Origin of the sequence: Nocardia sp. A7 (genome assembly GCF_046549215.1) — a bacterium.
GTDB lineage: Bacteria > Actinomycetota > Actinomycetes > Mycobacteriales > Mycobacteriaceae > Nocardia.
The window spans coordinates 117,237-136,854 of sequence record NZ_JAJPWE010000001.1; the positions used below are offsets into that span (position 1 = coordinate 117,237).

The window sequence follows — 19,618 nt, forward strand, 5'->3', positions numbered from 1 at the left end:
GGAATGCCAATGGTTAACTGTGGTGATTTCAGGACCGGCCGCAGCAGTCGACATATTGCTGCATTGCCGAGTCATTGTGAGCCATTTACTTTGCGTTGTGAAACTCTCCGCTTACACCTCGGATCGGGCGGGGGAAAAGTCCACTTTGCGAAATTTGTCCGCAATGCTGCCGACTTGACAACAAGCTCGCTGTCACACCAGATTATCCGAACATAACCGACAATTCGAGAATCGAATACCAGATCAGAAAGGGCGCTTGGATCGAATGATCGCTGCGAGGTATTCGTAATCCGCGGCCCGCGCCGATGACCCCCGATAGGCGAGCCCGATCGTGCGGCCAGGAGCGGGGGCCGCGAAGCGCGCGATATCCAGATTCGCGCGCGCGGTCTCGGCGGCCACGGCCATCTCCGGAATGAGCGTCACGCCGAGCCCACCGGCTACGCACTGCACGACCGTGGTCAGCGAGGCGGCGCGGGTGTCGCCGACCGTCCCGGGTTGCACGTCGGCCGAGCGGCACAGGTCAAGGGTCTGATCACGCAGGCAGTGACCCTCGTCGAGCAGCAACAGCGGTAGGTCGGCGAGGGCAGGCGCGGCCAGGTCGGTACGGCCGGCGAGCTCGTGGCCGCGCGGCGTGACCAGCACGAATTCCTCGCTGTAGAGCGGGATCTCGATCAAGCCGTTCGCTTCGCTCGGCAACGCGAGCACCGCCACGTCGAGCACGCCGGTGCGCAACCCGTCCAACAGCCGCGCGGTCTGGTCCTCGATCACCTGGGGCAGCACCCCGGGCAGTTTGCGGCGTAACTCGGGCAACAGCTCTGGCAGCACGTAGGGGGCGACGGTCGGAATGATGCCCACGCGCAGCGTGCCGCCGAGGGTGTCGCCGGTCGCCGAGGCGACGAAACGATCGGCGGCTTCCAGCGTCGCCATGGCCTGCGGCAGCAGCCGCATCCCGGCCGCGGTGACCAGCACCCGACGGGTGCTGCGCTCGATCAACTGGAGCCCGAGTCCGTTTTCCAATGATGCCAGGGCCTGCGATAACGTGGGTTGACTCACAGTCAAACGCGCTGCGGCGGTGCCGAAATGCCGGTATTCGGCGACGGCGACGAACGCACGCAGCTGCGACAGGGTTGGCTGATAAGTCTGATCACTCACGCCTATCAGTGTACGAGCGGCAATCGGCTTTACCTTTCAGTAGGCTCACATCAACCCCACACCACCAATGAGGAGACGAAGCATGGCTCTGCTGACCATCGGCGACCAGTTCCCGGCGTACAACCTCAAGGCCGTCATCGGAGGCGATCTCTCCAAGGTCGACGCACAGCAGCCCGACGATTACTTCACCCAGATCACCAGCGACGACCACGCGGGCAAGTGGCGCATCGTGTTCTTCTGGCCCAAGGACTTCACCTTCGTATGCCCCACCGAGATCGCCGCGTTCGGCAAGCTGAACGACGAGTTCGCCGACCGCGACACCCAGGTGCTCGGCGCCTCGGTGGACAACGAGTTCGTGCACTTCCAGTGGCGTGCCCAGCACGAGGATCTCAAGACCCTGCCCTTCCCGATGCTGTCGGACCTCAAGCGTGAACTGGCCACCGCCACCGGTGTTCTCAACGCCGACGGCGTCGCCGACCGCGCCACCTTCATCGTCGACCCGAACAACGAGGTGCAGTTCGTCTCGGTGACCGCCGGTTCGGTCGGCCGCAATGTCGACGAGGTCCTGCGCGTGCTCGACGCCCTGCAGTCCGACGAGCTGTGCGCCTGCAACTGGAAGAAGGGCGACCCGACCATCGACGCGGGCGAACTGCTTTCGGCCAGCGTCTGATTCACCCCTTCCCCACCGAAACACCCCAGAGGAGCCCCACTGTCATGAGCATCGAGAACCTGAAGAACTCTCTTCCCGAGTACGCCAAGGACCTCAAGCTCAATCTGTCCTCGCTGGCACGCACCACGGTGCTCAACGAGCAGCAACTGTGGGGCACCCTGCTGGCATCGGCCGCCGCCACCCGATCGGCCACCACCCTGCGCGAGATCGCCGAGGAGGCCGCCGACGTGCTCTCCGCCGAGGCGTACGACGCCGCGCTGGGTGCCGCGTCGATCATGGGCATGAACAACGTGTTCTACCGCGGTAAGGCGTTCCTGGACGGTCGTTACGACGACCTGCGCGCGGGTCTGCGGATGAACATCATCGGCAACCCCGGCGTCGACAAGGCCGATTTCGAGCTGTGGTCGTTCGCGGTCTCCTCGATCAACGGTTGCGCGCACTGCCTCGAGGCGCACGAGAAGACGCTGCGCGAGGCGGGTGTGTCGCGCGAGGTGATCTTCGAGTCGCTGCGGGCGGCGGCGATCGTCGCCGGTGTCGGCCAGGCGGTCGCGTCGACCGAGGCGCTGGCTTCGGCGGCCGTCTGATCCGGCGCTTTCGCAGATTTGTGCGGCCCCGATCCGGATTCCGGGTCGGGGCCGCTGCCGTCGGGAGCGGGACACGTCCGCCCGCTCGCGGGTCGATCGGCGCTGGTGAGCAGCCCGGTAGGCTCACGATCATGAACGCACATGATGTGCCCGATGCCCCGGATATCCAGGTCGAGGTCGTCCGAGTGTTCACCGATCCGGCCGGCAATCTCGGCAATGCGCTGGGGGTCGCCCGCGCGGGTGATGTCGTCGCCCTCGACAAGCAGGAGCTGGCGGCGCGGCTGGGTTTCAGCGAGACCACGGTGGTGTCCGATCCCGTCGACGGCGTCGCCGTTGTCCGCATCTACACACCCGTCGTCGAGTTGCCCTTCGCCGGGCATCCCACCGTCGGCACCGCGTGGTGGCTGGATGCGCAGCGCACGCCGGTGCACACCTTGCAGGTGCCCGCGGGCCCGGTGGCCGTGCACCGGACCGACGGCCTGACCTGGATCACCGCGCGCGCCGAGTGGGCGCCGAAATTCGACTTCCGGCAACTGCCCTCGACCGAGGAGCTGGCGGCCCTGTCGCCCGTCGACTTCACCGAGGGCCAGCACTATTTCTGGGCCTGGACCGACGAGGTGCGCGGCGCGGTGCGGGCCAGGATGTTCGCGCCCGCGATGGGCATCGCCGAGGACGAGGCGACCGGAGCGGCGGCGGTCGCGCTCACCGCCCAATTACGGCGCGGACTGATCATCACGCAGGGGCAGGGCTCGCAGCTCTACACCGAGTGGGACTCCGACGGCTGGGTTCGCCTGGGCGGACGGGTCGCCGAAGACCACGTGGTGGTGCTCTGACGAGCGCGGGTGCGTCTAGGGCTCCGGTTGGCCGCCGGAGCGGCGCAGCCACGGCGGTTTGGTCGTCCAGTGGCCGCGCCGCTGCGGTGTGGGGGCGCCCAGGTCGGCGAGGACGCGGGTTTCGAGATTGCGGGGCGGTGGGTGCTGGTCGTCGGCCGCCAACTGCGCGAGCACTTCGTGCACACCGCGCACCCGGGTGGCGAACTGCGACAGGCTGTTCGGGGTGGTGGCGGTGAGTTTGCTCTCGATGTGGTGGTGCTCGATCTCGGCGACCGCGTCGAGCGCGTAGGCGTCGGCCAGGGACAGGACCGAGCCGGGTGGACACCACGACTGTTTGGCCGTCCACCGGTCGATGCGCTGTTCGGCGAGGCGCTCGATGCTCTCGGCCAGCAGTCTGGTGACCATCGGCACGCGCAGACCCAGTTCGCGGCCGATGGCACGGTAGGTGCGGCCACCGTAGTAGGCGAGGACGAAGATCTCGCAGCGGCTGTCGAGCGGGTCGTCGAAGCCGAGTCTGGCCGCGGCCGCCAGCCACGGCATGTCGTCGCCGCGGCGATCAAGGCGCAGGCGCTGGACCGCGAGGCGATGGATCTGGGCCAGCAGCCAGGACTGGTCGGCGGTGAACGTCGGGCTACCGAGGGTGATCGGGGCAGGTAAGCCGGGATCGTCCGTCCCGAGATGTTCGATCTCGATGCCGGGGTGCGCGCCTGATCGCTGCGGATCGAGGTGGCCGAGGTCCAGTTGCGCCGTGCCGAGACGGTCTATCCCGGCATTGCCCGGGCGGACGGCATGGGCTCCGAGGTCCGCGTCGGGACCGGGACCGCCGTCCTCGGTGCCCTCGTGGCGAGACTCCGGATAGTCGGCGTCTGCATCGTCGGTGCTCGCACCGTCGGGCAGGCGGGAACCGTCATGGGTGTAGAAGACGCCGCGACCGAACGCTACGTCCATCGAACCGTAGGTGTGTGGAGCCAGGTCGGATCGCTGTTCGGTCGCGACGAACGCCGAACGGCCCCACGGTGTGCCGAGATCCGGGACGGGACGCGGCGGCGTGGATACCGCGGTATCGTCGCCGGATTCCGTGGAGCGGGAATCGGATTCCCCGTCGGTGTCGTCCTCGTCGAAGATCCACTGCGCCGCTCGCGCACGCCGATAGCCCTCGCGGACAACGTCTTCGGCGGCACCGCGCCGGTGTAGCACCCGCAGGGCCAACCCGAACGCCGCGGGGGCGGTGGCGCGGTAGAGCGCGCGCATCTCCTCGCGACCGTCGGTGTCCGCGGCGATCTCGGGTGGGCGCACGGCAGCACCGTGAACCCCCGGTGTCGATCGGGGACCACGCTGCCCGCTCATCGTCGAATTCCTCGCCACACTAAGGCAATTCGCAGCCCGCACGGTTGTGGATCGGTATTCACCGGCCGATCGCTGCGATCAGCATGAACGCGGTCCCGATATCCATCACCACGTGGGGCACCAGCGCCGAGGTCAGCGGGTGGGCGTCGGCCGGATGGACGAAGCGGTGCCAGCCCGGTCGGTGACCGACGGTACCGAGCGCCAGCAGCGCGTCGAGGCCGAACAGCACCGCCAGCGCGACGGCGGGCCAGGTCGCCACCCCGGCGTCGTGCACCGCCCCGTGCCCGGCCATCGCGTAGAGCATCGCCGCGGCGGCGACGGTGTGATAGCCGAGCGCCAGCACACCGTCGGGTGCCGATCCGGCGCGCCACTGCGCGACGCGCTCGGCGAGCAGGATCGCGAACGCGACGGTGAGAGCGGTGAGCAGTCCGCGCATCGCGTGCGGGTCGGTGGCGGCGGGGAACACCAGCATGGCCAGCATCACCAGGCACATGAGCAGGTGCGCGCTGTCGGACGCGGTATCGACCCGATGCGGCGGCGGTGTTCGCCTGGTCAACCTGGTCGCGACGATCAGCGACGCCAACACGAACGCGGCGACCACCGGCCACCGCACGAACGCGTACTGCTGCACGAAATCGGCCACTCCCCACCACTTTCGAGTCGACACCCGCCCCACCATGCTCGCACCCACGGTGGTAGCCCGCGGCGTTTTCCGCGGTCAGCGGCCACCCGGATCGCTCGATGTCAGCACCGGCCCGCAAACTGGACTGATGACCGATAACCCAACCGCCGCGGTCGACCAGCTTCGGGTGGTGGCCGACGATCTCGCCGGAGCACAGATCCGGGCGCTGCTGGCCGCCCACCACGCGGAAATGGCGGACACCACCCCCGCCTGCAGCATGCATGCCCTCGACCTCGACGCCCTGCGTGATCCCGCGGTCACGGTGTGGAGCGTGTGGTCCGGCGACGACCTCGTCGGGTGCGGCGCGCTGAAGGAACTCGACGCCGAACACGCCGAGATCAAGTCCATGCGCACCGCTGGCGGCCACACCGGCCGTGGCGTGGCCGCCACCCTGCTCACCCACCTGGTCGCGGTGGCCCGCGAACGTGGGTATCGGCGGCTGAGCCTGGAAACCGGCGCCGAGGACTTCTTCGCCCCGGCCCGGCGCCTCTATCTGCGCCACGGGTTCACCGCATGCGAACCCTTCGGCACCTACTCCCCCGATCCACTGAGCCGGTTCTTCACTCTGCGCGTCGATCGATCCTGCGCGGGATATCGGCTCAGCGCAGGCGGAAGACCGGGCCCCTGGGAGTGAACGGTAGGACGGCGCCCGCGGGGACGAGGAAGGCGTGTTCGCGGCGGATCCGTAGGGCGTCGCACTGCCCGTCGGTGATCACCAGGATCGGACCGTCGGCCGGGAAGTCCTCGGCACGTTCGAGCAGGCGTATCCCGGGCTGGAGAACCGTGCCACCTCGCCCGCGGACCCGAACACCGGCGGCGATTTCTTCCACCGGCAGGTACCCCGCGTCGTAGGCGGCCGCATCGCAGTAGACGACCCTGGCACGTGGCACATCTCTGGCCAGTGCGTACGCGGCGATCGCGCCGAGCCCTTTGCCGAGCAGCGTGACGTCCATCGAACCCGAGGTATCGAGGACCACACCGAAAGTCGGCAACCGCACGTTCTCCTCCGGGCGCACCCACGCCGGTCGTGGGATGTCGGGCGTCGAGGCCTGTCGGCGGGAGGCACGTGCGTAACTGCGTCGTTTGTCGACGGTGGGTACGTGTTCGTCGAACCACTGGGCCAGTTGGGCATCCCACGGCAGTGGTGGCTGGTCGAGCGCGCGAATCGCCTGTTCCAGGGCGGCCGGGACATATCCGCGACCACTGTCGGTGTGGTAAGCCAGCCCGGTCATCAGCGCGCTGCGGTAGTACTCGTCGAGGTCGACATAGCGGCCCGCGCTACCAGGGTGGACGAGTGGTTCGCCGAGGACATCGCCGAGACCACGGCCGCGGAGCGTGGCGAGTTTGCGCAGTCTGCGCAGGTCGACGGCGATGCGGTCGTAGATCTCCTCGGCGGAACAGCCTTTCAGCGCCGGGTCGTAGAGCAGGCCTTCCGGCATCTGGCCGACATTCATCTCGACCAGCCACCCGTTGACCACGTAGTCGCAGGCGATATTGAACAGGTAGTGGTCGCGCCAGTCGGCCCGCTCGCCGTGTCGAAGTGCGGCGTGCAGCATTTCGTGGGCGAGCACGAACCGCCACTGCTCCTCACCGAAACCGATGAGCGGGTTGACATAGATCTCGGCGGCTTCGGCATTGACCGCGGCGATCGAAATATCCCAGCTGCGTGCGAGTTCCGCGTCGGCGACGACGGTCATGCCCGCGGCGAGGGCGCCCAGCAACGGGAACGACGACACGAACCAGCCGAGGGCGCTGTCCCATGGGGTGCGGTGGCGTAGTACGCCTTCGGCGGTGCGCTCGCCGCCCGCGGTGGCCAACGCTGCGCGGGCGGCGTCCGCGATTCCCCTCGCGAAACGGGCCGGGTTGTCGACGCGTTTCGCTGTCTCGGCCGAGGTCAGCAGAAAATCGGCGAACCCGGTGCGCACGAACGCGTCCGGTACTGCCGTATCACGCCACCGGGCGGCGGCAGCGTGCTCGTCGGCCAGCTCGGGCGTCGGCGGGATGTCGGTGGGGCGGGTGCCGATCTTCATCGTCGTCAGGTAGGTGTCGACGGCGGCGCAGCACGCCGCGCGGTAGGCGGGGTGTGGCGCGAGCACCTCGCGTCGCCTTTCGGCGTCTTCTGAGTCGAGTCCGATGATATTGGCGGGCACCGTGTTCCGCGGGTCGAGGTGCCCGAATCCGGCGTGCAGCAGGCAATGTGCGAACACCCACGCCCACTCCGGTGCGGTAGCCCGGCGTTTCGGGTGGTAGCCGACCGAATACCCGGTCAGCCGAGCCCACACCGCACGGGGGGTTCGCTCGTCGAGCCGGTACAGCTGGGTGGCCAGCGGGCGCAGTGCCGGGTGGGCGCACACCGTCTTCCAGCCGTCCTCGACCGCCTGCTGCCACGGATCGACGACCGTGCGGCGCCTGCGTGCGGTGGACATGCTCAGCGCCGCGCGGCCAGGCGCGGCAGATCCCGCGACACCTCGATGAGGAACCACGACGGCAGCACCGGCACCCCGTCGGCATCGGAGGCGATCACCAGTTGGGCGCATTCCACCGAGATCTCGGCGAGTTCCACCAGCAGCGACTTGGCGCGCATCACGAAGCGCTGCACCGTCGGCGGGGTGTGCGCGCGGTCGCCGGGGAGATCCTTGATCAGCCGGGCACGCATCGTCTCGGACAGGAAGTACAGCAGGTCACGGTCAGCCGGGTCGCGCGGCCATCCCGCATCACCCTTGATGACCGCGTCGAGGTCGTAGGCATGGCGGATCGTTTTCACGAACGCGCGGAAGCCGGAGCTGTGGCCGAGGGTGAGGGTGCCCGCCGCGAGGACCTGCAGGGTCGTGTCGTCGATGTCGTCACCGCAGGAGTGCAGCGCGTCGGAGAGCATGTGCCAGCCGCGGGGCGTGGAGAACGGGGCCTCGGTCTTGGGCGGCGCCGACCACAGGTGGTCCGGGCGCTGGGTGAGGTAGCGGATGATCCAGGGGTGAATGTCGTTGGTGGCGGCCCACTTCAGCCAGTCGTCGACATCGGCCCGCAGGTGCAGATGCACCATGCGGTTGACCAGCGCCGAAGCCATCGGCCGGGCGAGCGCGTTGTCGGTGGCGCGATTGCCCGCGCCGATCACGACCGATCCGGCGGGCAGTTCGTAGGTGCCGATCCGGCGATCCAGGATCAGTGAGTAGAACGACTTCTGCACCTCCGGCGAGGCGGCGTTGAGTTCGTCGAGGAACAGGCAGTACGGCTCCGGACGCGCGATCATCTCCGGCGGTGCGAATCGGCTGCGATCGTCGATGATCTGCGGGACACCGATCAGGTCCTCGGGGGCGAGTTGGGTGCCGAGCAGGGTGACGCATTCGAGGCCGAGGGAGTCGGCGAAGGTTCGCACCAGGGAGCTCTTGCCGATTCCCGGTGCGCCCCACAGGAATACCGGTCGCACCACCGCGACGTGCAGCAGCAACTCCGGTAGTTGATCCGGTGTGACGGTCACCGATGATTGCACGCGGGTCCTCCCCTGTTCGAGCTGAACAGGGGAGGCTAGCCCGGCTTGCGTTGGGCTCGCCAGCGAGTTTTCGCGGACGAGGTGATCGGGGTCAGCCGAGGGCGCGGGCGAATCCGTCAGCGAGGTCGGCGACCTGGGCATCGGTCATAACGAACGACGGTGAGATCTGCATGGCGCCCGCGCCGGCTGCGCGGCCCGAGATGCCGTGTTCGCGCAGGGTTTTCACCAGGGCGGGGCCCTCCGATGGGTCGGCGAGCTGCACGGCCGCCACGGCGCCCAGACCGCTGCGAACCTCGGCGACGCGAGGGTGCTCGGCCAGCGGCGCCAGGGCGGTGTGGAGGGTGGATTCGAGGCGCGCGGCTTCTTCGAGCAGACCTTCGCGTTCGACGATGGCGAGGTTGGCCAGTGCCGCGGCGGCGGCACCGGCGTGGCCGCCGTAGGTGTAGCCGTGGCGGAACCAGGTGCCGCCCGCGTAGAAGGGTTCGGCCAGGTGGGGGGCGATGAAGACCGCGCCCATCGGGAGGTAGCCGGAGGTGAGGCCTTTGGCGGTGGTCATCAGGTCGGGCTGCAGGTCGAAGCGGGTGGAGGCGAACCAGGAGCCGCCGATACGGCCGAAACCGGTGACGACCTCGTCGGCGACGAACAGGATGTCGTGGTCGCGGCAGATCTGGCGGACCTCGGCCAGGTAGCCCTCCGGTGGCAGGTACACCCCGCCTGCGCCGATGATCGGTTCGCAGAAGAACGCGGCGATCCGTTCGGCGCCGACCTCTTCGATCAGGGCGAGCAGGGACTTCGCGTCGTCCCATTCGACGGTGCGGGTGTCGTCCACCAGCACGCCGTAGCCCTCCTTGTTCGGCGTCAGCCCGCCGAGCGCGGTGCTCGCGTAATGCATGCCGTGGTAGGCCAGCCGGCGCCCGACCAGGATCTTCTTGTCGGCGCGGCCCTGTTCGTGCCAGTAGCGCCGGGCCAGCTTGGCCGCGGTCTCCACCGAGTCGGAACCGCCGGAGGTGAAGAAGATCTTGCTGCCGGGAACGGGGGCGATCGACGACAGCTTCTCGGCGAGTTCCTGAGTGGGGGCTTCGGTGAGATCGCCGAAGTTGGAGTAGTGCGCGATGGTGCGCAACTGGTCGGCGACGGCGTCGGCGATCTCGCCGCGACCGTGCCCGACATTGGCGAACCACAGCCCGGCGGTGGCGTCGAGGTACCGCTTGCCCGCGGTGTCGAAGACGTAGGCGCCCTCGCCGCGAGCGACAACGAACGCACCGTCACGATTGACGGCACCCATATCGGCGAATCCATGCCAGAGCGCATTCATGGCTCCACATTTACCGCACCCTGGTGCGACGCGCGCACCTGGCCCACCGCTGAGTCAGTCCGCGGACTTGCGTTCGCGCCACCGAGCGGGCAGGTCACCCAGCGATGCCATGGCAACCGCGAGCACGACGAACACCACCAGCAACACCACCAGCCCGATCGTCAGTGACACATAGCCCTGGGTCCGAGGGTCGATGAACGGGTACGGGTACCAGTCGACGATCGGGCCGCGGATCAGGCTGTAGACGCCATAGGCCACCGGGAAGATCAGCCACAGGCCGATCAGTTCGGGAGTGGCGCGCAGGCGTTTCGCCATCGCGACGAACAACCAGTCCAGCAGCAGGACCAGCGGGATGATGCGATGGAGGACATCGTTGATCCACTTGTCGGTGAGCATCACGTCGACATCGGCCAGCAGGACGGCGTACACGACCATCGTGATCAGCATGTAGAGGGTGACGGCGCCGCGGAAGGTATGCCAGCGTTGGCTTTGTGGGGCCAGGGTGCCGCCGACGAGCAGCACGATCACCGTCAGCACGTTGGATTCGATGGTGAAGTAACTCAGGTAATTCGTGAGCGAGAAGCTCGCCGAGTCGATATTGCGGATCGGAATCCACAGCAGGGCGAGCACGCCGAGCAGCCCGAACCCGATCCGGTACGCCCTGATCCACCACGCAGTACTCACCGACGCGCTCATGCTGTCTCCCTCCGGGACTGCGGGTGCCCGCGTGGATACGAGAGCTACCGCGCCGTGCATCGTCACGTCCGTACCTCAACCGCCCACGCCGGGATCTTCGCACGCTGGGTCGAGCGCAAGCGGGAGTTCAGCCCTCGCGTCGCGAGCGGGCGCAGGACTCGCGGAACGCGAGCGGTGCCCATCGTGGTGTGTCGTTGGTCTCCGTGAACGCGCTAGCGGGCAATGCCGGAAAAATCCGGTGGCGGCCTTCGCTAGGCGTACCTGCGCATTCGCTCCGGCCGTGCGCGAATGACCGAGGAACGCTGTCGCGCCTGTGTCCATTAGGCTGGTAGCCGCAATGACCAGGACATCTCGCACCGGAACCCGCGCGCTTCGCGATCGCCTGGCGGAGGTCTCGCTGCGCGACGAACACCGGCTTCGGCGCAAGCTCGACCGTTCTCGCCCCGACGACCTACCCGCCGTAGAGGCCGAGATCGCCGCCGCCGAGACCCGCGTGGCCAATCGCCGCGCGGCGCTTCCGCGGATCACCTACCCCGAACAGCTCCCCGTTTCCGCGCGTCGCGACGACATCGCCGCCGCCATCGCCGCCAATCAGGTCGTGATCGTGGCCGGTGAGACCGGTTCGGGCAAGACCACCCAGATTCCGAAGATCTGCCTGGAACTCGGTCGCGGCATCCGCGCCACGATCGGCCATACCCAGCCGCGCAGGCTCGCCGCGCGCACCGTGGCCGAGCGCATCGCCGAGGAACTGGGCACCGAACTCGGTGACGTGGTCGGCTACACCGTCCGCTTCACCGATCAGGCCTCGGACCGCACGCTGGTCAAACTCATGACCGACGGCATCCTGCTTGCCGAGATCCAGCGCGACCGGATGCTGCGCCGCTACGACACGATCATCATCGACGAGGCCCACGAACGCAGCCTCAATATCGACTTCCTGCTCGGGTACCTGAAGCAATTGTTGCCGCAGCGGCCCGATCTCAAGGTGATCATCACCTCGGCGACCATCGATCCCGAACTGTTCGCCCGCCATTTCGCCGATGCGCAGGGCACGCCCGCGCCGATCGTGGAAGTGTCGGGTCGCTCGTATCCGGTGGAGTTGCGGTACCGGCCGCTGTCGCTGGAACTGCCCGGATCCGACGAGGACGAGGACACCCGTGTCGTCGACCGCGATCCCACCGACGCCATCGCCGACGGGGTCGTCGAACTGTTCGCCGAGGGTGACGGTGACGTGCTGGTGTTCCTGTCGGGTGAACGCGAGATCCGCGACACCGCCGACGCCCTGCGCGACCTCAAACTGCCCCGCACCGAGATAGTGCCGCTGTACGCGCGGCTCTCGGCCGCCGAACAGCACAGGGTGTTCGCCCCGCATACCGGTCGCCGGGTGGTGCTGGCCACCAATGTCGCCGAGACCTCGCTGACGGTGCCGGGCATCCGTTACGTCATCGACCCTGGTACAGCCCGCATTTCGCGCTATTCGATGCGCACGAAGGTGCAGCGGCTGCCGATCGAAGAGGTCTCGCAGGCCTCGGCGCGACAGCGATCGGGTCGCTGTGGGCGCGTGGCCGACGGCATCTGTATCCGGCTGTATTCCGAGGACGATTTCGAGGCGCGCCCCGCGTTCACCGAGCCGGAGATCCTGCGCACCAACCTGGCCGCGGTCATTCTGCAGATGACGGCGCTGGGCCTGGGCGATATCGAGAGCTTCCCGTTCGTGGAGGCCCCCGATCGTCGGGCCATTCGCGACGGCATCGCCCTGCTCGAAGAACTCGGCGCGCTGGCGCACGGGAGTTCGAAATCTCTTGACGGCGAAGCGGATTCGGACGGCCATCTCACCCTGACCCCGACCGGCCGGGAGATGGCGCAACTGCCGGTGGATCCGCGGATGGCGCGGATGCTCGTCGAAGCACAGCGCAACGGCTGTCTCGACGAGGTGCTGATCATCGTCGCGGCGCTGTCGATTCAGGATGTGCGCGAACGACCCGTGGAGCATCAGCAGGCCGCCGACGCCCAGCATGCGCGTTTCGTCGTCGAAGGCTCGGACTTCCTGGCCTATCTGCGCCTGTGGGACTACCTGACCGAACAGCGGAAGTCGCTGTCGTCCAACCAGTTCCGCCGGATGTGCCGCGACGAGTTCCTGCACTACCTGCGAATCAGGGAGTGGCAGGACCTACACGGCCAGTTGCGCACCATTGCCCGCGGGATGGGCTGGAACGACGCGGGCGCACCGGTGAGTTCCGAACGCGCGGTGACGGAGTCGGCTTCCGGAGCGAGCGGGTCGCACGGCGCCGCCGCAGGCACGCCCGCCGAGAGCGATCGTCCCCGACAGGGCAGACGGTCCCGCGGCCGCGGTAAGGACGCGACGCCACGCGGGGACGACAGAGCGCAACGCGGTGATCGGTCAGGCCAGACCGCATCGAAACCCGTTCGGACGTCTGCGGATTCGGCCGACGACGACGCGATGCCGTGGCCGAGTACACAGATCCATCAGTCACTGCTGGCGGGCATGCTCTCGCATATCGGTGTGCGCGAGGCGGAGTCGCGGGAGTTCCTCGGCGCGCGCAATGCGAAGTTCATGATCTTTCCCGGTTCGTCGCTGGCCAAGAAGGCGCCGCGCTGGGTGATGGCGGCCGAACTCGTGGAGACCTCGCGGCTGTGGGGGCGGATCGTGGCCAAGGTGGAGCCGGAGTGGGCCGAACGGCTTGCCGGTGAGCTGGTGAAACGTACTTACTCCGAACCACATTGGTCGTCCAAGCGTGGTTCGGCGCGCGCCTACGAGCGGGCGACGCTGTACGGGGTGCCCCTGGTGACCGGGCGGCCCGTCGACTTCGGGCGCATCGACCCGGAACTGTCGCGCGAGCTGTTCCTGCGCCATGCCCTCGTACAGGGCGAATGGCAGACGCGGCACGGGTTCTTCGCCCGCAATCGCGCCCTCATCGACGATGTCGCCGATCTCGAGCACCGGGCGCGACGGCGCGACATCCTCGTCGATGACGAAGTGCTGTTCGAGTTCTACGACCAGCGCATCCCCGCCGACATCGTGTCGGTGCGCCATTTCGACAGCTGGTGGCGCAAGACCGAACGCACAGATCCCGCACTGCTGGACTTCTCGACCGACACCGTGGTCAATGCCGGCGCCGCCACGCTCGACCCGACCGACTTCCCCGACGCCTGGCGCCAGGGTGAGCTCAGCTTCCCGCTGACCTACCAGTTCGAGCCCGGCCAGGACGACGACGGCGTGACCGCGCGAATCCCGGTGGAGCAGCTCGCGCACGTCCGCGCGGTCGGCTTCGACTGGCTGGTGCCCGGCATGCGCGAGGAACTGGCTGCCGCGTTCATCAAGACGCTGCCGAAAGCGTTGCGGCGCGCGGTCGTTCCCGCGCCCGACTTCGCGTCGGCGGCGTTGCGCGGGCTGACGCCGCGCGCCGAACCACTGCGCACCGGGCTGTCCCGAGAACTGTCCCGACTGGGTTCGGTCACCATCACCACCGACGACCTCTCCCCCGCCGCGCTCCCGGATCACCTGCGGATGACCTTCGCCGCAGTTGATCGCAGCGGCAAGGTCCTTGCCAAGGGCAAGAGTCTGCAGCAGCTGAAAGTGCAACTGGCCGAACAGGTTTCGGCGTCGGTCGCCCGGGTGACAGCAGGCGCCGAGCGGGCGCCCGCGACGGTGTGGACCTCGGAATCCCTCGGTTCGGTCGCACCGACCGTGACCCGTGAAGTCGCGGGCCAGACGGTGACCGGGTACCCGGCGCTCGTCCCCGAGGGCGAGGGTGTGGCGGTGCGCGTGCTCAGCTCGCCCGGCGAGCAGGCGGCCGCGATGCGCGCGGGCGTGCGCACGCTACTGCTCGCCGCGATCCCCACCTCGACGCGTGCGGTCACCGCCGGACTACCGGCCCGCGATCGGCTGGCACTGAGCCAGAACCCCGACGGTTCCCTGGACAAGCTGGTCGAGGACTGCCGCGTCGCCGCTGCCGACGAGCTGATCGCCAAGGCGGGCGGCCCGGTTCGCTCGCCCGCGGCGTTCGACGCGCTGGTGGCGGCCGTCCGCCCACAGCTGTCCACGACCGTCGTCGCGCTGATCCGCACCGTCGTGCCAGTACTCGCCGCCGCCCAGCAGGCGCGTGCCGCGCTCGCCGACACCCTCGAAACCGACATCGCCGACGACGTGCGTCAGCAGCTCGAGGACCTGCTGTTCCCCGGTTTCGTCGCCGAATGGGGTCGGGTGCGGCTGGGTGAACTCCCGCGCTACCTCCTCGCCGCGGCACAGCGTCTGGAATCGCTACCGGGTTCGGCGGTGCGCGACCGGCAGGCGATGGTCGAGGTGAACCGGATGCTCGTCGCCTACGACAAGCTCGTGCGCGCACTGCCGCCCGCCCGCAAGAACGCGCGCGATGTCACCGAGATCTGGTGGATGATCGAGGAACTGCGGGTCAGCCTGTTCGCCCAGAAACTGGGTACGCCCTATCCGGTGTCGGCCAAGCGCATCGAGAAGGCCATCAGCTCGATTCGACGCTGATCAGTCGGTCGCGGCGACGGCCGCGGCCTCGCGCGCCGCGCGCATCTCGGTGATCTCGCGTTCGAAATCGGCTGCGCTGGTGAAGGATCGGTAGACCGAGGCGAAGCGCAGGTAGGCCACTTCGTCGAGGTCGCGCAGGGGGCCGAGGATGGCGAGGCCGACCTCGTGGCTCGGTACCTCGGGAGAACCCTTGGCGCGCACCGCGTCTTCGACCTGCTGAGCCAGCAGGTTCAGGGCGTCGTCGTCGACCTCACGGCCCTGACAGGCCCGGCGCACACCGACGATGACCTTTTCGCGACTGAACGGCTCGGTCACGCCACTGCGCTTGACCACCGACAGGATCGCGGTCTCGACCGTGGTGAACCGGCGCCCACAGCTGGGGCAGGAACGACGACGGCGGATCGCGGTGCCCTCCTCGGCTTCCCGCGAGTCGACGACGCGCGAGTCGGGGTGTCGGCAGTACGGGCAATGCATCCGAGGGTTCCTTCGTCGATGCGCATTTTATTCCATGGCTCTTGACAGGATACCGGTCAGGATGGCACAACCTGCCACTGCGTGGTCAGGTCCGCGATGATGTCGGGTAACCGGGCGAACAGCCTGCCGCGGTCGAGCTTGGCGGCGAACGGTTCGCGGTACACCGCCAGCGCGTCTGCCGCGTCGGTCGCGAGGTCGTAGTGGCGTGGCAGCAGGTCGGCGGTGATGTAGTCCCAGCGGGTCTGCCGGTCGGCCCAGTTGAACGCGGGCAGCGGCATCCGCAGACCCAGCGGACTGCCCGCGGCGATCGGCGACCACACCGTGACCGGGGCGTACACGCCGGGAGCACGGGTGCCGGGGACTGCGGGCTTACCCGCGATGGTGGTGACATAGGTGAGCACTCGCCCCATACCGTCGCGTCCGCGCGCGGTCACGTCCCACTGGTCGGCGACGATCTGATTCTGTTCGCGATCGGCCATGGTGACCAGGGCGTCGGCGCGGCCCGCTTCGGTGCCGCCGTCGATTCCGCGCCAGGCCACCCGCATGGCGTCGTCGAGCAGGCCCGCCGCGGCCATCTCGTCGATGCCCGCCATGCCGTCGGCGAGGTAGGCCTCGTGCATCGGGACCAGGTCGATGAAGATGTGCTTCTGCATGATCGTCAGCCGGGTCTGATACCAGGCCAGATCGGCGGCGGTCAGGCGTGGGCCGAGAGCGGCCAGGCCGGTGATATCGGAGGGAACCCCGGTGACCAGTTCCGGCGGGGTGGCACGCAGCAGGCCGGCGACAGCGTTGCCGAGTTCGTGGATTCCACCCACCGAGGCAATGCCGGCGACGTCGCCGACGTCGAAGAAACCCGCGGCGAAGGACGCGCCCGCGATACCGGCCATACCTGCCCAGTAGAGATCGGAGCGGGTGGCGGCGAGCCGAAAATAGTTGACGTACACCTGACTGAAGGTGGCCGAGTTGGCCGCGACGCCACGCTCGGGCGCCCAGGCTCGGAGGTCGATCGCGGCGTTGTCGGTGCCGACGACGAGCCAGTACTGGTGCAGCAGCGTCGCATACCGCGCCGGGTCGATGCCGTCGGCCCGCGCCCGGTTGAGCGCGTCGCGCAGGGGTGGCTGCGCCAACGGGAGCTCCGGGTGCAGGCCGCCACCGTATTCGCCGTCGCCGTTGAGCGCAGGTAGATCGAGGTATGCGGTGTACGTGGGCACCGCGTGCGCGGCGGGTGCCAGTAGCGCACCGAGCACCACACTGAGCAGCAGAGCGATCGAGCAGCGTCGCACCGAGACCTCGCATCCGGGTTCGACCGGGGGTCCCCGCCCCGATTCTCCGATGCCCGCCACCGTAGCAACGTGTTCTAGTTTTAGTGTCCGATTCATCGATTCCGATGATCTTGACCGCCGTGAATCCCGCCCGAAAACGCTTCCGCGTCACTATTTTCGACTCATCTCCCCGGTTCGAACTGCGGGCCGGACCCGAATCCCGCCTGCTCCGACATGCCGGGGGTTGTCGAGTCGACCCGGTCGACGAAACCGCCCGCCTGTACGTGCGCCAGCCCGAGAAAGGCCACGACGATCAGCGCGGTCACCAGCGCCGTCACAGCCAGCGCCGCGAATCCGACCTTGGCCTGCTCGACCCGGCGCAGCGGATGCGTGCCCTCGGCACGGCCCACGCGCACGGGACCGCGCGCATAGAGCGAGAGTTCACTACGCGGCGCGCGCTGGCGCGGGCCGCGATCCGCCGACGGACGGACGACCTCGCGGGTTCGGCGCGCCGGTTCACTGCGCGGCACGGTGGCGAAGGCGAGATCGAGTTCGGCGTCGGTGAGTGCGATCCGCCGCGCGGCACGGACGATGTCGGCGGCGGGCATGGCGTTCGCGGGCGCGCTCAACACGCCGGATCGGACGATACTGCGCGAGACATCCGCGGGCGCGGCGGAACTCGGGGGCAGCGCCGGCGATGAGACTCGGACCGGCCGCTGATCGGCGGCCACGGGCTGCGACTTCGTCGACCGGACCAAGGTGAAACGTCGAGGGGCACGGGCGGTCCGGCGCCGGCGAAGCGTCGGCTCCTCGGCCGTGGTCGGGTCTGAGGAACGCAGGGCGCTGGTTGCTGTGCTCATCGGAAGAACCTCCGGGGTGGTGTGCTCCGCTGCTGCGAGAAAGTACTGGTGAGGCGGCGATGCCTCCCGCTGTTCGAACACATGTGCGACGAACTGATGTTCGATTTCTACCAGATCTCGGCGCCGCTGTCAGCACGAAACGCCCGACATGCTCGAACAGATGTTTGATTGTTCGGCGTGGCCCGACTAGCCTCGAGAGACCGAATTCGACAACTCAGAAGGGCGGGACACGGTGACCCACACAGACGACACGGGTGACGAAAGCGGCACCGGCACCGTCACATCGGGATCCGGAACGGATCTCACCGTGCGTCAACGCACGGTCCTCGATGTCATCCGGTCCTCGGTGACCGAACGGGGCTATCCGCCCAGCATCCGCGAGATCGGCGACGCGGTCGGCCTCACCTCCACCTCCTCGGTGGCTCATCAGCTGCGCGCCCTCGAACGCAAGGGCTATCTACGCCGCGACCCGAATCGGCCACGCGCGGTGAATGTCCGCGGGCTCGACGAGGCGGTCCGCTCGGTCACCACGCTCCCCCAGCAGACCGACGAGGTCGACCCGAGTCGCCCGACCCCGACCTTCGTCCCGGTCCTCGGCCGCATCGCCGCCGGTGGCCCGATCCTGGCCGAGCAGGCCGTGGAGGACGTGTTCCCGCTTCCGCGCGAACTCGTCGGCGAGGGTTCACTGTTTCTGCTCAAGGTGGTCGGCCAGTCGATGATCGACGCGGCCATCTGCGACGGCGACTTCGTGGTGGTGCGTCAACAGAACGTCGCCGAGGGTGGCGACATCGTCGCCGCGATGATCGACGGCGAGGCCACCGTGAAGACCTTCAAGCGCAGCGGCAAGGACGTGTGGCTGATGCCGCACAACCCGCACTTCGAGCCGATCCCCGGCAACGACGCGCAAATTCTGGGCAAGGTCGTCACGGTCATCCGCAAGATCTAGCGGCGCGCGGTCGCGGTCATCTCCCAGACCAGTAACTCGGCGGCGGTCACGGCGGTCACGCGGTGGCCGCCCGTCGCTGTCAGGCGCACGGCGTCACCCTGCTCGAGGGTGCCGTAGCCCTCGTAGTCGACGGTGCCACGCGCGAGGAAAACGTGGCCGTAGGGTGCGTCGGGGATCGTGATCGCCTGCCCGGGGTCCAGCCGCGCGACATGGAAGGCGGCGTGGCGGTTGCCGATCCCGATCGCCGTCTCGCCGCGATGGCGCGGCATGCCGGATGCCACCGGAATCAGTGTGTTGCGGGCGAGTTCACCCTCGATGTCGAGTTCCTGATAGCTGGCGGCGACGCCCGTGGTGTCCGGCGGAATCCACATCTGCACGACGTGCAGACGCTGCTTCTCCCGATAGCCCGCCCCGTTGCGCTCCGAATGCAGGATGCCGGTGCCCGCGCTCATCCGCTGCGCGAGGCCCGGCTGGATCAGGCCCGCATGGCCGGTCGAATCCTGGTGCACCACGGTGCCTTCCAGCACCCAGGTGAGGATCTCGGTGTCGCGGTGCTGATGGGTGTCGAAGCCCTCGCCGGGGTCGACGATGTCCTCGTTGTGAACGAGCAGCAGGCCGTGCGCGTAGTCCTCGAGCACGAAGTTGCCGGTGGCCGGGAACGATTGCCGCGAGTCGAGCCACTCGTTGCGCCAGCGTCTGCGGTCGCCACCAGGAACGACCTGGACCTGTTCCGTCACGATCATCGCTACCCTTTCGCCATCCGGACCCTGGTCCGCATCACTGGGTAACGA

General features: G+C 68.2%; 17 protein-coding genes. 6 read left to right on the forward strand and 11 right to left on the reverse strand.

Annotated features, from left to right (window positions below; translation table 11 throughout):
* Positions 1–243: 243 nt before the first annotated feature.
* Complete coding sequence (locus ACLJPD_RS00495; protein ID WP_410869670.1) at positions 244–1,152, reverse strand: hydrogen peroxide-inducible genes activator; 909 nt, start codon at positions 1,150–1,152, stop codon at positions 244–246.
* A gap of 82 nt (positions 1,153–1,234) precedes the next feature.
* Here ACLJPD_RS00495 and ACLJPD_RS00500 point away from each other — a divergent pair, with 82 nt between their 5' ends.
* From ACLJPD_RS00500 to ACLJPD_RS00510, 3 genes are all read left to right on the forward strand, one after another.
* On the forward strand, positions 1,235–1,822 hold the full coding sequence (locus ACLJPD_RS00500; RefSeq protein WP_266291067.1) for a peroxiredoxin: 588 nt from the start codon (positions 1,235–1,237) through the stop codon (positions 1,820–1,822).
* A gap of 44 nt (positions 1,823–1,866) precedes the next feature.
* Positions 1,867–2,406, forward strand: coding sequence for a carboxymuconolactone decarboxylase family protein (locus ACLJPD_RS00505; RefSeq protein WP_378905620.1), 540 nt, complete (start codon positions 1,867–1,869; stop codon positions 2,404–2,406).
* 131 nt (positions 2,407–2,537) lie between these two features.
* Entirely contained in the window at positions 2,538–3,239 is a 702-nt protein-coding gene (locus tag ACLJPD_RS00510; RefSeq protein ID WP_410869671.1) for a PhzF family phenazine biosynthesis protein, read from the forward strand.
* A 15-nt stretch (positions 3,240–3,254) separates the two neighbouring features.
* Here the strand turns inward: ACLJPD_RS00510 and ACLJPD_RS00515 are convergent, their stop codons facing one another.
* Positions 3,255–4,535, reverse strand: a complete 1,281-nt coding sequence (locus tag ACLJPD_RS00515; RefSeq protein WP_410869672.1) for an RskA family anti-sigma factor — start codon at positions 4,533–4,535, stop codon at positions 3,255–3,257.
* A gap of 109 nt (positions 4,536–4,644) precedes the next feature.
* The gene (locus ACLJPD_RS00520) at positions 4,645–5,253 is read right to left on the reverse strand and encodes a DUF5134 domain-containing protein (RefSeq protein WP_410869673.1); all 609 of its coding nucleotides are present in this window, start codon (positions 5,251–5,253) and stop codon (positions 4,645–4,647) included.
* Positions 5,254–5,356: 103 nt separating this feature from the next.
* On the opposite strand from ACLJPD_RS00520, the gene ACLJPD_RS00525 reads away from it, so the two are divergent.
* The gene (locus tag ACLJPD_RS00525) at positions 5,357–5,902 is read left to right on the forward strand and encodes a GNAT family N-acetyltransferase (protein WP_410869674.1); all 546 of its coding nucleotides are present in this window, start codon (positions 5,357–5,359) and stop codon (positions 5,900–5,902) included.
* Here the strand turns inward: ACLJPD_RS00525 and ACLJPD_RS00530 are convergent.
* The 4 genes from ACLJPD_RS00530 to ACLJPD_RS00545 form a co-directional block, all read right to left on the reverse strand.
* Complete coding sequence (locus ACLJPD_RS00530; protein WP_410869675.1) at positions 5,868–7,694, reverse strand: DUF2201 family putative metallopeptidase; 1,827 nt, start codon at positions 7,692–7,694, stop codon at positions 5,868–5,870. The two genes, ACLJPD_RS00525 and ACLJPD_RS00530, sit on opposite strands and share 35 nt — an antisense overlap.
* 2 nt (positions 7,695–7,696) lie before the next feature.
* Positions 7,697–8,755, reverse strand: coding sequence for an AAA family ATPase (locus tag ACLJPD_RS00535; RefSeq protein ID WP_410869676.1), 1,059 nt, complete (start codon positions 8,753–8,755; stop codon positions 7,697–7,699).
* 91 nt (positions 8,756–8,846) lie between these two features.
* Positions 8,847–10,070, reverse strand: a complete 1,224-nt coding sequence (locus ACLJPD_RS00540; protein ID WP_410869677.1) for an aspartate aminotransferase family protein — start codon at positions 10,068–10,070, stop codon at positions 8,847–8,849.
* 54 nt (positions 10,071–10,124) lie between these two features.
* Entirely contained in the window at positions 10,125–10,766 is a 642-nt protein-coding gene (locus tag ACLJPD_RS00545; RefSeq protein WP_410869678.1) for a Pr6Pr family membrane protein, read from the reverse strand.
* Positions 10,767–11,103: 337 nt separating this feature from the next.
* Between ACLJPD_RS00545 and hrpA the strand changes: the two genes are divergently transcribed.
* On the forward strand, positions 11,104–15,285 hold the full coding sequence (hrpA, locus tag ACLJPD_RS00550; RefSeq protein ID WP_410869679.1) for an ATP-dependent RNA helicase HrpA: 4,182 nt from the start codon (positions 11,104–11,106) through the stop codon (positions 15,283–15,285).
* On the opposite strand, the gene nrdR is transcribed toward hrpA, so the two are convergent.
* The 3 genes from nrdR to ACLJPD_RS00565 form a co-directional block, all read right to left on the reverse strand.
* Positions 15,286–15,759 carry a transcriptional regulator NrdR gene (nrdR, locus tag ACLJPD_RS00555; protein ID WP_056811361.1) on the reverse strand — a complete coding sequence of 158 codons (474 nt, stop codon included), beginning with the start codon at positions 15,757–15,759 and terminating at the stop codon, positions 15,286–15,288.
* A gap of 56 nt (positions 15,760–15,815) precedes the next feature.
* Positions 15,816–17,102 (reverse strand): hypothetical protein, encoded by a 1,287-nt coding sequence (locus tag ACLJPD_RS00560; RefSeq protein WP_410869680.1) that lies wholly within the window; start codon positions 17,100–17,102, stop codon positions 15,816–15,818.
* Positions 17,103–17,203: 101 nt separating this feature from the next.
* The gene (locus ACLJPD_RS00565) at positions 17,204–17,881 is read right to left on the reverse strand and encodes a hypothetical protein (RefSeq protein WP_410869681.1); all 678 of its coding nucleotides are present in this window, start codon (positions 17,879–17,881) and stop codon (positions 17,204–17,206) included.
* A gap of 307 nt (positions 17,882–18,188) precedes the next feature.
* Here ACLJPD_RS00565 and lexA point away from each other — a divergent pair, with 307 nt between their 5' ends.
* On the forward strand, positions 18,189–18,827 hold the full coding sequence (gene lexA / locus ACLJPD_RS00570; protein WP_410871872.1) for a transcriptional repressor LexA: 639 nt from the start codon (positions 18,189–18,191) through the stop codon (positions 18,825–18,827).
* Here lexA and ACLJPD_RS00575 read toward each other — a convergent pair.
* Positions 18,824–19,570: a pirin family protein gene (locus ACLJPD_RS00575; RefSeq protein ID WP_410869682.1), complete on the reverse strand. Its 747-nt coding sequence runs from the start codon at positions 19,568–19,570 to the stop codon at positions 18,824–18,826. The genes lexA and ACLJPD_RS00575 overlap by 4 nt on opposite strands.
* Between the last annotated feature and the right edge of the window lie 48 nt (positions 19,571–19,618).